This is a genomic window from Burkholderia sp. Ax-1719, from assembly GCF_011753055.1.
Classification (GTDB): Bacteria; Pseudomonadota; Gammaproteobacteria; order Burkholderiales; family Burkholderiaceae; genus Paraburkholderia.
In genome coordinates, this window is sequence record NZ_VWWJ01000045.1 from 1 (window position 1) to 13,490 (window position 13,490).

The 13,490-nt window shown below is 60.2% G+C and carries 13 protein-coding genes; 9 read left to right on the forward strand and 4 right to left on the reverse strand.

All coding sequences use genetic code 11. The features are described 5' to 3' along the window. The 3 genes from F3J17_RS34540 to F3J17_RS34550 form a co-directional block, all read right to left on the reverse strand. Positions 1-181, reverse strand: a 181-nt coding sequence (locus F3J17_RS34540; protein WP_167070097.1) for an ATP-binding cassette domain-containing protein, incomplete at its 3' end; no start/stop codon positions are given. A gap of 149 nt (positions 182-330) precedes the next feature. Next, the gene (locus tag F3J17_RS34545) at positions 331-1,464 is read right to left on the reverse strand and encodes a polyamine ABC transporter substrate-binding protein (RefSeq protein WP_167070099.1); all 1,134 of its coding nucleotides are present in this window, start codon (positions 1,462-1,464) and stop codon (positions 331-333) included. A 76-nt stretch (positions 1,465-1,540) separates the two neighbouring features. Continuing rightward, entirely contained in the window at positions 1,541-1,711 is a 171-nt protein-coding gene (locus tag F3J17_RS34550; RefSeq protein WP_167070095.1) for a hypothetical protein, read from the reverse strand. 406 nt (positions 1,712-2,117) lie between these two features. Here F3J17_RS34550 and F3J17_RS34555 point away from each other — a divergent pair, with 406 nt between their 5' ends. The 5 genes from F3J17_RS34555 (at position 2,118) to argE (ending at position 7,418) form a co-directional block, all read left to right on the forward strand. Continuing rightward, positions 2,118-3,509, forward strand: coding sequence for an aspartate aminotransferase family protein (locus F3J17_RS34555; protein ID WP_167070101.1), 1,392 nt, complete (start codon positions 2,118-2,120; stop codon positions 3,507-3,509). A gap of 271 nt (positions 3,510-3,780) precedes the next feature. Further along, positions 3,781-5,127, forward strand: coding sequence for an NAD(P)/FAD-dependent oxidoreductase (locus F3J17_RS34560; RefSeq protein WP_167070103.1), 1,347 nt, complete (start codon positions 3,781-3,783; stop codon positions 5,125-5,127). Then, complete coding sequence (locus F3J17_RS34565) at positions 5,128-5,559, forward strand: RidA family protein (protein ID WP_167070105.1); 432 nt, start codon at positions 5,128-5,130, stop codon at positions 5,557-5,559. 31 nt (positions 5,560-5,590) lie between these two features. Further along, positions 5,591-6,268 (forward strand): DUF1028 domain-containing protein, encoded by a 678-nt coding sequence (locus tag F3J17_RS34570; RefSeq protein WP_167070107.1) that lies wholly within the window; start codon positions 5,591-5,593, stop codon positions 6,266-6,268. Continuing rightward, complete coding sequence (argE, locus tag F3J17_RS34575; RefSeq protein ID WP_167070109.1) at positions 6,261-7,418, forward strand: acetylornithine deacetylase; 1,158 nt, start codon at positions 6,261-6,263, stop codon at positions 7,416-7,418. The genes F3J17_RS34570 and argE overlap by 8 nt, the downstream gene beginning before the upstream one ends. A gap of 27 nt (positions 7,419-7,445) precedes the next feature. Here the strand turns inward: argE and F3J17_RS34580 are convergent, their stop codons facing one another. Next, complete coding sequence (locus F3J17_RS34580; RefSeq protein WP_167070111.1) at positions 7,446-8,366, reverse strand: LysR family transcriptional regulator; 921 nt, start codon at positions 8,364-8,366, stop codon at positions 7,446-7,448. Between the two features lie 274 nt (positions 8,367-8,640). Here F3J17_RS34580 and F3J17_RS34585 point away from each other — a divergent pair, with 274 nt between their 5' ends. The 4 genes from F3J17_RS34585 (at position 8,641) to catC (ending at position 13,436) form a co-directional block, all read left to right on the forward strand. Next, entirely contained in the window at positions 8,641-10,134 is a 1,494-nt protein-coding gene (locus F3J17_RS34585) for an aldehyde dehydrogenase (protein WP_167070113.1), read from the forward strand. Positions 10,135-10,272: 138 nt separating this feature from the next. Continuing rightward, positions 10,273-11,688, forward strand: a complete 1,416-nt coding sequence (locus tag F3J17_RS34590) for a cytosine permease (RefSeq protein ID WP_167070115.1) — start codon at positions 10,273-10,275, stop codon at positions 11,686-11,688. 293 nt (positions 11,689-11,981) lie between these two features. Continuing rightward, a complete protein-coding gene (locus F3J17_RS34595) occupies positions 11,982-13,118 on the forward strand; it encodes a muconate/chloromuconate family cycloisomerase (protein WP_167070153.1) in 1,137 nt (378 codons plus the stop codon). A 27-nt stretch (positions 13,119-13,145) separates the two neighbouring features. Next, positions 13,146-13,436 (forward strand): muconolactone Delta-isomerase, encoded by a 291-nt coding sequence (gene catC / locus F3J17_RS34600; protein WP_167070117.1) that lies wholly within the window; start codon positions 13,146-13,148, stop codon positions 13,434-13,436. Positions 13,437-13,490: the final 54 nt, after the last annotated feature.

Below are 13,490 nucleotides of genomic sequence, written 5' to 3' on the forward strand. Positions count from 1 at the left end.
GCAGCAGCGTGGACTTGCCGCAGCCCGAGCTGCCGAGCAGGGCGAAGAGCTCGTTCTTCGCGATGTTCAGGCTCACGTTGTTCACGGCGGTGCTGTCGCCGAACTTTTTGACGACGTTTTCGATGCGGATAAACGAAGCCGCGGGTGTCGCCAGCTTGATGCCGTTATTCGTATTGCTCATTGCCTGTCTCCATGTTTATGCGAATCCAGTTGCTACGGGCGTGCGTATCCCGCGCACCGTGTGACGGTGCAAATCGATGAGGAATAGGAAAGAGGGTTCGCCGGGCGCGGCCCGCGTAACACGCTGCGGACCGCGAGGCTGGTGTGCGATTAGTGCCCGGTCTTGAGCTGTGCCCAGAGACGGTTTTCGAGGCGCAGGATGTCGGCGGGGAGTGCCTTCATCATTGTCATTTTCGCGAGCACATCCGGCGGCGGATAGACGCCGGCATCATTGGCCACCGATGCGGTTACGAAGGGGCGCGCCGCCTTGTTCGGCGTGGGATAGAACACTTCGTTGGTGATGCCCGCATTGACCTTCGGGTCCTCGATGTAGTTGATCCACGCGAGCGCCGCTTCAGGATGGGGCGCATCCTTGGGAATGCCCATGATGTCGAACCATATCAGGCCGCCTTCCTTCGCATTTGAAAACTTGATGTCGTAAGCACGTTTGGCGTCCACCGCGCGGCGATGCGCGATACCAATGTCGCCGGACCAGCCAAATGCCACGCAAATATCGTTGTTCGCCAGATCGTTGATATACCCCGACGAATTGAACTGCGTGATATACGGCCGGATCTTCTTCAGCGTCTCGTACGCAGCCTGATAATCGCCGGGATTGGTGCTGTTCGGATCTTTGTGCATGTATTGCAGCGTCGCCGCGAATACATCGACGGCCTGATCGAGGAAAGACACACCGCAACTCTTGAGTTTCGACAGGTTCTCAGGATCGAACACCAGCGCCCAGCTATCCACAGGCGCGTTGCCGCCCAGCGCCTTCTGCACGGCCTGTACGTTGTAGCCCATCCCATCGGTGCCATAAGCGTAAGGCGCGCCGTACTGATTGCCCGGATCGGCCTGCGCGATGATCTTCATCAGGCCGGGATCGAGATTCGCCAGATTCGGCAATTTCGATTTATCGAGCTTTTGATAAATGCCGGCTGGAATCTGGCGCGCCATGTAATTCGATGTGGGCACCACGATATCGTAGCCGGAGCTGCCTGCCAGCAGTTTGGCCTGCAGCGTGTCGTCGCCGTCGTAGTTATCGTATTTGACCTTGATGCCCGTCTGCTTTTCGAAGTCCGGAATCGTGTCCTTGCCGATGTAGTCAGACCAGTTATAGACGTTCAACTGCGTTTCGGCGGCCATCGCGGGTGAAGCCGTGAAAGCGCCTACGCTGGCGATGGAGGCCAGTGAAGCCACTGCAATCGCGGGACGCACAATCTGCCGGAATCGATCGATGCTCATGATGTTCTCTCTACGGATGAAATAGACGGGAGTCCATGCGCCTGCTGCGTGAAGACCGTGATGGGCGCACGAAAGATCAGAGATGCAACAGCAAATGCTTGCGTTCCCACGAACTGATGGGCCGGAAGAACGCGTCGTATTCGGTTTTATTGAGTGCGGCGTGGCGCAAAGGGCGAGACAGGAATGGAGTGATCGCCTCGACTTCCGTGACGCGATGCTTCCGTAAAAGCTTGTCGATTTCGTTCATGCCGCCTTCTTTCCGCCAGGTTGGTGGTGGGCGCTGCTCCGATATCCCTGTCGTCTCGTCGAGCTGGTCATATGAGCGGACCGCGACGAACGACGGCTGAAGCGTAGCACCGCGAAAATGGCGAGAAAAAAATAGTTTAGCTAGCTCATGTATAGATTTTTTCTATGTACAAATCAGGTTCAGTAAAAATCCGGAAAGCATCTAGAAAGTCTGAGCCTGGAGAGTCGTTAGCGGCGACTGGATCGCATAGAAAAATCCAATGCAATAGCCAGAAATTGCTTTCTTTACCTTCTTATTTTGTCGATGGAGAGTGACTCGAAGCTGGTGATCGCACTTGTTGCGAGCACCGAGGGTAAGCACCAGGAGCAACGGTGACCAATCGAAGTCCGAATTCTGGAACCTGAATATGAATGCACACGATCTTCCCCAGCGCAGCACCCGTGACTACCAGACGAGCGATGCCGCGCATCATCTGCATGCTTTCGTCGACCAAAAGGCGTTGAACGCGGAAGGCCCGCGCGTGATGGTGCGAGGCGAGGGCGTCTATCTCTGGGACAACGACGGCAATCGCTATCTGGACGGGATGTCGGGTTTGTGGTGCACGAACGTCGGCTATGGGCGCAAGGAACTGGTTGACGCGGCGGCGGCGCAGATGAAGGAACTGTCTTACTACAACATGTTCTTTCACACCACGCATCCTTCGGTAATCAAACTGTCGGAGAAACTGTTTTCGCTGCTGGGCGGGAAGTTCAGCCACGTGGTGTATACAAACTCGGGCTCCGAATCCAATGAAGTGCTGATCCGCACCGTGCGGCGCTTCTGGGACGTGATGGGCAAGCCTGAAAAGAAAGTGCTGATCGGACGTGTCAACGGCTATCACGGCTCGACGGTGGGCAGCGCGTCGCTGGGCGGCATGGCATTCATGCACGAGATGGGCGATCTGCCGATTCCCAATATCACGCACGTGGACGAACCCTACTGGTACGCCAACGGCGGCGATCTCTCGCCCGAGGCCTTCGGCAAGGCTGCGGCGCAATCGCTGGAGCGCAAGATTCTTGAACTCGGCGCGGATAAGGTGGCGGCCTTCGTTGCCGAACCATTCCAGGGCGCCGGCGGCATGATCTTCCCACCGGACGGCTACTGGCAGGAAATCGAGCGCATTTGCCGGCAATACGATGTGCTGCTCTGTGCGGATGAAGTGATCGGTGGCTTTGGGCGCACGGGCGAATGGTTCGCTCATCGCCACTTTGGCTTCGAGCCCGATTTGATCTGCATTGCGAAGGGATTGACTTCGGGTTACGTGCCCATGGGCGGCCTCATCATGAGCCGTCGCGTGGGCGAAGCGCTGGTTGAGCGCGGCGGCGTCTACGCGCATGGGCTGACCTACTCGGGCCATCCCGTTGCGGCTGCGGTGGCGCTCGCGAATCTGGATGTACTTGACCGCGGTGGCCTGGTCGAACGCACAAAGACCGACACCGGCCCCTATCTGCAGAAAGCATTGCGCGACGCATTTGCCGATCACCCGCTAATCGGCGAGGTGCAGGGTGTAGGCGCCGTCGCGGCGATCCAGTTCGCGAAGGACAAGACCACGCGCGAGCGTTTCGCCAATGAAGCGGATCTGACGTGGCATAGCCGCTCCGTAGGCTTCGATCTGGGCGTGATCGTGCGCTCGACGAATGGCCGTTTGATCGTCGCGCCGCCGCTGGTGATCGATCATGCGCAGATCGACGAACTGGTGGACAAGATGCGCCAGGCGGTGGATGCGACGGCGAAAAAAGTGCTGGGCCAGGCGACCTGACGCGACCGTAGTCGACAGATAGAGCGGGTGATCTCCACGCCCGTCTCGCTCTCATGCGGGGGCGAGCGGGCGTTTTTTATTGCGCGCCGATTCAAATTAAAAACATTTCAAAAAAGCCGAAAAACTTTTTTGCTTGGCAGGAACGACAAAAATCATCGTTTCGCAAATCACCGACTCTGAACAGAATAGACACGACACAACATCACTCACCACGGAGTCGCACAGGCGCTGTCTACGCCGATTACAGACCGCCGTGCATAAGGAAACCGCAATGACAATCGAAACCGTAGATACGCTCGTGGTCGGCGCTGGCCAGGCCGGCGTGGCGATGAGCGAACACCTGGGCAAGCTGGGTGTGCCGCATCTCGTGCTGGAGCGCGAGCGCATCGCCGAGCGCTGGAGAACCGGCCGCTGGGATTCGCTGGTGGCGAACGGCCCGGCGTGGCACGACCGCTTTCCCGGGCTGGAATTCGACGATCTCGACCCGGACGCTTTCGCATCCAAGGATCGGGTGGCTGACTATTTCGAAGCGTACGCCAAGCAGATCGACGCACCGATCCGCACGGGTGTCGATGTGACGAAGGTGGTGCGTAACGAAGGTCGCCCCGGCTTTACCGTCGAAACCAGTCGTGGCGTGATCGAGGCGCAACGCGTCGTCGTGGCCACCGGCCCGTTCCAGCGTCCCGTGATTCCGCCGATCGCGCCCACGGCATCCACCGATCTCGTGCAGATTCACTCGGCCGACTATCGCAATCCGCAGCAATTGCCCGAAGGAGCGGTGCTCGTAGTGGGCGCAGGCTCATCGGGTGTGCAGATCGCCGAGGAAATGATGCGTGCGGGCAAGCGTGTCTATCTATCGGTCGGGCCGCATGACCGCCCGCCGCGCGCGTATCGCAATCGTGACTTCTGCTGGTGGCTGGGTGTGCTGGGCCTCTGGGATATGGAGACCGCCGTGCCGGGCCGGGAACACGTGACGATCGCCGTGAGTGGTGCGCGCGGCGGCCATACCGTGAATTTCCGCAAGCTCGCGCACGAAGGTATGACGCTCGTGGGCTTGACCAAGGCTTTCAACGATGGCGTGGTGACGTTCGAAGCGGATCTCGCGACGCATCTTGCGAATGGCGACGCCAACTATCTTTCGCTGCTCGACGCTGCCGACGCCTACGTAACGCGCAACGGTCTCGATCTGCCGGAGGATCCTGAAGCTCGCGCCAGCGTGCCGGACCCCGAATGCGTGACCCAACCCATTCTGGAACTCGACCTGCGCGCGGCCGGTGTGACTTCGGTCGTCTGGGCCACCGGCTACGCCAACGATTACGGCTGGCTCCAGGTCAATGCCTTCGACGCCAAGGGCAAGCCGAAGCATCAACGCGGTGTGTCCAGCGAACCGGGCGTTTATTTCGTGGGCTTGCCGTGGCTCTCGCGGCGCGGTTCATCGTTCATCTGGGGCGTGTGGCACGACGCGAAACACGTTGCCGGCCATATCGCCACGCAGTCCCAATACCTCGACTATCGCGACGCCACGCAGCGTAAGCAGGGCGAGCAGAACACACCGGGCCGGCACGCAGAAGGCGTGGAAACCGGCTCGGAAATCAACAACGCAATGGGAGTCGTTTAAATGCCTACGCATACCCGTATCCGCATGTTCAACACCAAGGATACTTATCCGAATCAAACGCTCGACAATGATTTGTGCCAGGCCGTTCGCGCCGGCAATACCGTCTATGTGCGCGGCCAGGTGGGCACCGATTTCGACGGCAAGCTCGTCGGTCTGGGCGACCCGCGCGCGCAGGCCGAACAGGCGATGAAGAACGTCAAGCAATTGCTCGAAGAAGCTGGCAGCGATCTCACGCACATCGTCAAGACGACCACGTATCTGATCGATCCGCGCTACCGTGAACCGGTTTATCAGGAAGTGGGCAAATGGCTCAAGGGCGTGTTTCCGATTTCGACGGGTCTGGTGGTGTCGGCGCTCGGTCAGCCGCAATGGCTCATGGAGATCGACGTGATCGCCGTGGTTCCGGACGGCTGGACGCCGGTTCAGGCCTGAAAACAAGGTAGAAAATCAAGGAGAGCACGCCATGACCTTTTCGATTGTGGGCCGTTGCGCCGAAACCGGGCAGCTTGGCATCGCCATCAGCTCGTCGAGCATCGCGGTGGGGGCGCGCTGCCCTTGGGCGCGCGCGGGCGTGGGCGTGGTGGCCACGCAGAATGTGACGCTGCCCGCACTGGGCCCGCAGGTGCTCGATCTACTGGAGCATCAACAACTCGACCCCGCTGCCGCGCTGGACCGGGCGCTGAACTCGAACGGCTGGAGCCAGTATCGCCAGGTGACGGTGATCGACGTGCAGGGCCGCACGGCGTTTTTTAGCGGTAAGGAAGCGCTGGGCGTTTATCACGCTGTGGCGGGCGAGCAGTGCGTGGCGGCGGGCAATATGCTCGCGGGCCCCGAGGTCGTCGAGGCCATGGTGCAGGCCTTCGAAGGCGCGTCGGGCGTGCTGGCCGACCGGCTGCTGGCCGCCATGCACGCGGCCATGGCGGCAGGCGGCGAAGCGGGACCGGTGCATTCGGCGGCGCTGAAGATCGTCGACGACCATACCTGGCCCGTGGTCGATCTGCGCGTCGATTGGGCGGATCACGATCCGTTGGGCGAACTTGACCGTCTGTGGCAAGCCTATCGCCCGCAGATGCAGGACTATCTGACGCGTGCGCTGAATCCCACCGCCGCGCCAAGTTACGGAGTGCCAGGCGATGAATGAGCGAACCAGCCGCGCGTTGCTGGAACGGTTGATCGGCTTCGCGACGGTCAGCCGCGATTCGAACCTCGAATTGATCGCATTCATTGAACGCTATCTCGCGGAATACGGCATACGCAGCGAGCTTTTCTACAACGCCGAGCGCACCAAGGCCAATCTGTTTGCCACCATCGGCCCGCTGGATCGCGGCGGCGTGGTGCTTTCGGGGCACACGGACGTGGTTCCCGTGGACGGCCAGGCGTGGACGGTCGAGCCGTTTCGCCTGAGCGTGCGCGACGGTCGTCTCTACGGACGCGGTACGGCGGACATGAAGGGCTTTATCGCTTCCGTGCTGGCTGCCGTCCCCGACTTTCTGGCCGCCGATCTGAAAACACCGGTACATCTGGCGTTTTCGTATGACGAAGAAGTGGGTTGCCTTGGCGTGCGTCCGATGCTCGAAGAGCTGGCGAAGCGGCCACACAAACCGCTCCTGTGCCTGATCGGCGAGCCAACGGAACTGAAGCCCGTGCTGGGCCACAAGGGCAAGCTCGCGATGCGCTGCTGCGTGAAGGGCGCGGCCTGTCATTCGGCGTACGCACCTTACGGCGTCAACGCGATCCAGTACGCGGCCAGGTTGATCGGGCAACTCGACGAGATCGGTACGCGGCTTGCCCTCCCGGAACATCGTGACGAGCGCTTCGATCCGCCGTATTCAACCGTGCAAACGGGGCTCATCAAAGGCGGCCGCGCGCTCAATATCGTGCCGGCGGAATGCGAATTCGATTTCGAAGTGCGCGCGTTGCCGGGTTTCGAGGCGCAAACCGTCGCTGACGAACTAGAGCACTACGCGCAGACGGAATTATTGCCCGCCATGCGCGCCGTGCAGCCGGATACCGATATTCAATGGCAGCCGCTTGGCGAATACCCTGGGCTGGCGACGCCGCCTGAAAGCGAGGCCGCGCGTCTGCTCACGCACATCAGCGGTTCGACCGAATTCGGCACGGTAGCGTTCGGCACCGAAGGCGGGCTGTTCGAGCAGGCGGGCATTCCGACCGTGGTGTGCGGCCCCGGCAGCATGGACCAGGGCCACAAGCCCGATGAGTTCATTAGCGAGACACAGCTCGCAGATTGTGACGCCATGCTCGAACGACTCGCGCAATATCTCGCGCAATAAGCGCGATGTGCTCGATGTGCGGGGCAATCAGCCGCGCGCCTCGTGCAGGCTCGCGAGGCGTTCGCGGCAGAAGTCCACGAACAGCTGCGCGGGCTTGGTCAATTGACCCCGCTTCAGGCGCGCGCTCACGAGACCGGAGGTGGCCACGGGCTCGGCGATGTCGATCATGAGCACTTTCTGGCCGTCGTAAGTGCATTCGGAATGCGGGCGCGTGACGAGCAGCGAAAAGCCGAAACCCTGGCCAACCATGCCGCGCACCATTTCGATCGAAGGCGAGCCGAACACGATGTTGGGCGTAAGCCCCAGGTCGTGAAAGAGGCTGACGAAATAGGTGCGGCTGGGCTGCACGTCGAGCAGGATCATCGGCTCCGCGCTGAGGTCGCGTAGCGAAACATGGGTTTGACCCGCGAAACGATGATTGGCGGGGAGCAGCACATAGGGCTTTTGCGGCGGCATCAGCGGTTCGGTGGCGATGGTGCCGTCCAGTTCGTGATCGTAGAGAAAGGCCACGTCGAACGTGCCAGCGGTGAGACCCTGAACGAGTTCTTGCTGTTCGCCGTCACGAATGCGGATATTGACGCCGGGATAGCGCTCGCGAAAGCCCGCAATCAGTTGCGGCAGATAGAGCGGGGCGACGGTTTCGAAGCAGCCGATGTCGATCTGGCCTGTGATGACGTCGTTGTCAGCCAGCGCGTTCTGCTCGAATTCGTGCGCCATGCGTAGCAGTTCCTGCGCCTTGCGATAGAAGCGCGTGCCGCCCGGTGTGAGCGATACGCCTTGCGCGTGGTGGCGGATGAACAGCTTGACGTTGAAGCTTTCTTCCAGCCCTTTGATTGCGCTGGAAATGGAGGGCTGGGCAATATGAAGCTGGCGCGATGCCTCGGCCACGCTGCCGGCTTCGACGGTGGTCACGAAGTACTTGAGTTGTCGCAATGTATAGAAAGCCACCTGGACCTCTGCTGCATGGCCGCGCTCACCTAGGTGGGCGGCTTGATGAATCGGTTCGAAATGCGCAGTGTTTTAAAGCGCGGAGTAAGGCGTTTTTTGCCGTTACCTTACCCTGGTAGCGCAGCCGGAAAAAAACCTTTTTGCATAGTTTTATCGTATGACCCGAGAATATTTTTATTCATTTTCCTTTGCCAGAAAATGACGCACCATCGCCGCTAACCCTTGCTTTTCCCTATGAACAAGGGCTGCCAAGGCCGCCCTACAGGAGTCCAGCATGTTTGATCTCGGCTATTGGCAGCGCCGCGCTGCCGGGCAGGTTTTCATCGACCAGGCGCTGATTGGCGGCCGGCGCGTGGCGGCTGTTTCCGGCGCCACGTTCGACGCCGTGAATCCGGCCACGAACCGCCTGCTCGCGCGCGTCGCGGCATGCGACGAGGCGGATGTCGATCTTGCCGTGCGCGCCGCGCGCGAAGCTTTCGACAAAGGCGTCTGGTCACGCACGCCGCCCGTCGAACGCAAGAAAGTGCTGCTGCGTCTGGCTGAATTGATGCTCGCGAATCGCGAGGAACTCGCGCTGCTCGATTCGTTGAACATGGGCAAACCGGTGGCGGATGCCTGGAACATCGATGTGCCGGGCGCCGCGCACGTGTTCGCCTGGTATGGCGAGTCGCTCGACAAACTCTACGATCAGGTCGCGCCCACGGCCCCCAATGCGTTCGCGACCATCACGCGCGAGGCGCTGGGCGTGGTGGCGGCCGTCGTGCCGTGGAATTTCCCGCTCGATATGGCCGCCTGGAAACTCGCGCCGGCGCTGGCCGCGGGCAACAGCGTGGTGCTCAAGCCTGCGGAGCAGTCGCCGTTTTCCGCGCTGCGCCTGGCTGAACTCGCGCTGGAAGCCGGTTTGCCAGAGGGCGTGCTGAACGTCGTGCCGGGTCTGGGAGAGCAGGCGGGGCGTGCTCTCGGTCTGCATCCCGATGTGGATTGCCTGGTCTTTACAGGCTCGACCGAGGTCGGCAAATACTTCATGCGTTACGCGGCCGAGTCAAATCTCAAGCAGGTCTGGCTCGAATGTGGCGGCAAAAGCCCGAACCTGATTTTCGAAGATTGCGGCGATCTCGATCTTGCCGCTGAAAAAGCGGCCTTCGGCATCTTTTTCAATCAGGGCGAAGTTTGCTCGGCGAATTCGCGCCTGTATGTGCAGCGCTCGATTCAGGACGACTTCATTGAACGGCTGTTGAGCAAGGCGCGCGACTGGATGCCGGGCGATCCGCTCGACCCCGCAAGCCGTGCAGGCGCAATCGTCGATGCGGGGCAGACTACGCGCATCGTGAATGCGATCGAACGGGCCCAGCGCGATGGCGCAAGACTGCTCAAAGGCGGCAAGCGTCTGAGTTTCAATGGTTCGGACAATTTTATCGAGCCGACGATCTTTACCGGCGTGCGCAACGACATGCCGATCGCGCGCGAAGAAGTGTTCGGCCCGGTGCTGGCAATCAGCGCCTTCGACACGGAAGAGGAGGCGCTGCGCCTCGCCAATGACAGCGTGTACGGTCTCGCGGCCTCGCTGTGGACAGACAATCTTAATCGTGCGCATCGCGTGGCGCGTGCGCTGAAGGCGGGTACGGTGTCGGTGAATACCGTGGATGCGCTGGATGTGAGCGTGCCGTTCGGCGGCGGCAAACAATCGGGCTTTGGCCGCGATCTCTCGCTACATTCGTTCGACAAATACACGCAGTTGAAGACGACCTGGATCCAGTTGCGCGGTTGATGCAGGACAGCAGACCGACTGCGTTAAGAACGCAGCCGGTCTGATCAAAGCAGAAGTGTCATGAAGTGTCATGCAGGCGAAAACGTCAATCAGTAATCCGAATCGATGGGTGAAAGAGCCCATGCAGGAGACAGTATCGTGGCCAGTACGGATAGCAGTAACGCGCAGTTGATCGAGAAACACACCATCGGCTATGTGCCGCCCGAGGATCGTCACGGCAAGGTCCGCGATCTTTTCACGCTCTGGTTCGGCGGCAATATCGCGCCGCTGCCTATCGTCACGGGCGCGCTCGGTGTACAGATGTTCCACCTGAATCTGTTTTGGGGAATTATTGCGATCGTTGTTGGGCAGGCAGTGGGCGGCGTGCTGATGGCGCTGCATTCGGCTCAGGGGCCGCAGATGGGCATCCCGCAGATGATTCAAAGCCGCGCGCAGTTTGGCTCATGGGGCGCGCTGCTCGTGACGGTAATTGCGGGCGTGATGTATGTGGGCTTTTTTGCTTCGAATATTGTGCTTGCCGGCAAGTCGCTGCACGGGATCGAGGCGTCCGTTTCGGTGCCGGTGGGTATCGTGATCGGTGCGGTGGGATCGGGGCTGATCGGCATCATCGGATATCGATTCATCCACTTCCTCAATCGCATCGGCACGTGGGTGCTGGGTATCGGCATTTTCGTGGGCTTTGCGTATATTTTCACGCACGTGTCGACCGCCGATTTCCTCACACGTGGCGGCTTCAATATTGCCGGCTGGCTCGCGACGGTTTCGCTCTCCGCGCTGTGGCAAATTGCGTTTGCGCCGTATGTCTCGGACTACTCGCGTTATCTGCCCGAAGACGTGCGCGTATCGTCGACGTTCTGGGCCACCTGGCTCGGTTGCACGATAGGCTCGACGCTCGCGTTCGTATTCGGCGCGGTGGCGGTGCTCGCCGTGCCGCCTGGCGCGGACACGATGGACGCGGTCAAGCTCGCAACGGGGCCGCTCGGTCTGCCGATGCTGGTGTTGTTTCTGCTGAGTGTCATCAGCCATAACGCGTTGAATCTCTATGGGGCAGTGCTTGCGAGCATCACGTCCATCCAGACGTTTGCCAGCCGCTGGATTCCTACGGCCAATGCCCGGGCGGTGTTTTCAGTGGTGATCCTCGTTTCGTGCTGTTACGCGGCGATTGGCGCGTCGACCAATTTCGTCAGTAACCTGGTCGATCTGGTGCTGGCGCTGCTGGTTGTGCTGGTGCCGTGGACGGCGATCAACCTGATTGATTTCTACGTGATTCACAAAGGCAAATACGACGTCGCCTCCATTTTCGAAGCCGATGGCGGGATCTATGGCCGTTTCAACCCGCAAGCCTTGATTGCCTACGCCGTGGGTATCGCCGTGCAGATTCCGTTCATGAACACGCCGATGTACGCGGGCCCGGTGCCCCAATACCTGGATGGCGCGGACTTGTCCTGGGTGATAGGACTGGTGCTCACTTCGCCGCTGTATTACTGGCTCGCGACGCGCGACACGGCTTATCGCCGTCGGGTCGATGCGGGAGCAGGGGCGGCATTGCGATAAAAATTGAATTCAATCGCCGGTTTGTACACAGGTTAGATAACGCCGCTTCGCCTTGAAGCGGCGTTTTTTGTTTTGGGGCTCAAGCCTTTAGCAACGCCCGCAAAGCCCCTTCACGCAAGCCACGGCATCTCTTCTTACGATTCCATGCAGGTATGGTGCGCCGCACTATCTAACCCTCGACAAAATCCACCATACCTACAGAGTATGGAAACCGGTGTCCAAAAGTATTGGACGGTCCATTTGGCCGGGGCGTATAAAACCATTCCATGAACTCCACGCATGCAACGCCCGCCATGACCTCAGTGACGATTGAACGCATCGAAACCCGCCTCGTTGATCTGCCGACGATCCGCCCGCACAAATTGTCGGTTGCGACGATGTACGGGCAAACCCTGATGCTGGTAAAGATCTATTGCAGCGATGGCGTGACCGGCATCGGCGAGGGCACCACGATCGCAGGTATGGCCTACGGCCCCGAAAGCCCGGAAGCGATGAAGGTGGCTATCGATACCTACTTTGCGCCCGCGATGATCGGCCAGGACGCCACGCGCATCCAGGCGCTGATGGCATATCTGAGCAAGCTGGTGAAGGTGAACCACTTTTCGAAGAGCGCGCTGGAAACCGCGTTACTCGACGCGCAGGGCAAGCGCCTGGGCGTGCCGGTGAGCGAACTGCTGGGCGGCCGCCGTCGTGACCGGTTGCCGGTTGCGTGGACGCTGGCTTCGGGCGACACGGCAAAAGATATCGCTGAAGCCGAGCACATGCTCGAAGTGCGCCGCCATAACGTCTTCAAGCTGAAGATCGGCGCGAAGGCGCTGGAAACCGATATCAAGCACGTTGCCGAAATCAAGAAGGCGGTGGGCGACCGCGCTGCCGTGCGTGTCGACGTGAATATGGCGTGGAGCGAAACGCAGGCTGCGCGTGCGATTCCCGCGCTGGCCGATGCGGGCTGCGAACTGGTCGAGCAACCGGTGGCGTCGGCCGCAGCGCTTGCGCGTCTGATGCGCCGTTTCCCCGTCGCGCTGATGGCTGACGAAATCCTGCAAGGCCCGGAAAGCGCCTTCGACATCGCGAAGAATAACGGCGCGGATGTCTTCGCGATCAAGATCGAGCAGAGCGGCGGCTTGTTCGCTGCCCAACGCGTGGCCGCGATTGCAGACGCCGCAGGCATTGAACTGTATGGCGGCACCATGCTCGAAGGCGCATTCAGCACGGTCGCATCGGCGCATCTCTTTGCGAGCTTCGCCAACCTGCAGTGGGGCACCGAATTGTTCGGACCGCTACTTATCACCGAAGAGATTCTGACGAAGCCGCTCGATTACAGCGATTTCGCGCTGACCGTACCCAGCGGCCCGGGTCTGGGCATCGAGCTGGACGAAGCGAACGTTGAGCGCTTTACGCGCGACGGCCTGAAGAAAGTCACGAAGTAACCCGAATCACGTAACAGGACGCAGACAATGCTTTTCCACGTACGCATGGATGTGAATATCCCGGCCGATATGCCCGCCGAGATCGCCAACGAGATCAAGACGCGCGAGAAGGCCTATTCGCAGGAACTGCAGCGCAGCGGCAAGTGGCGCCATATCTGGCGACTGGTCGGCGAATACGCGAATTACAGTATTTTCGATGTCGAAAGCAACGCGGAACTGCACGATATTCTCACCGCGCTGCCGCTGTTTCCGTACATGAAGATTTCGGTGACGCCGCTGTGTCGCCACCCGTCGTCGGTTCGCGACGACGACGCCTGAAGCTAAAAAACCATTCAGGCGATTTTCCCCAAAATACAAGTGTGGAGACACTAA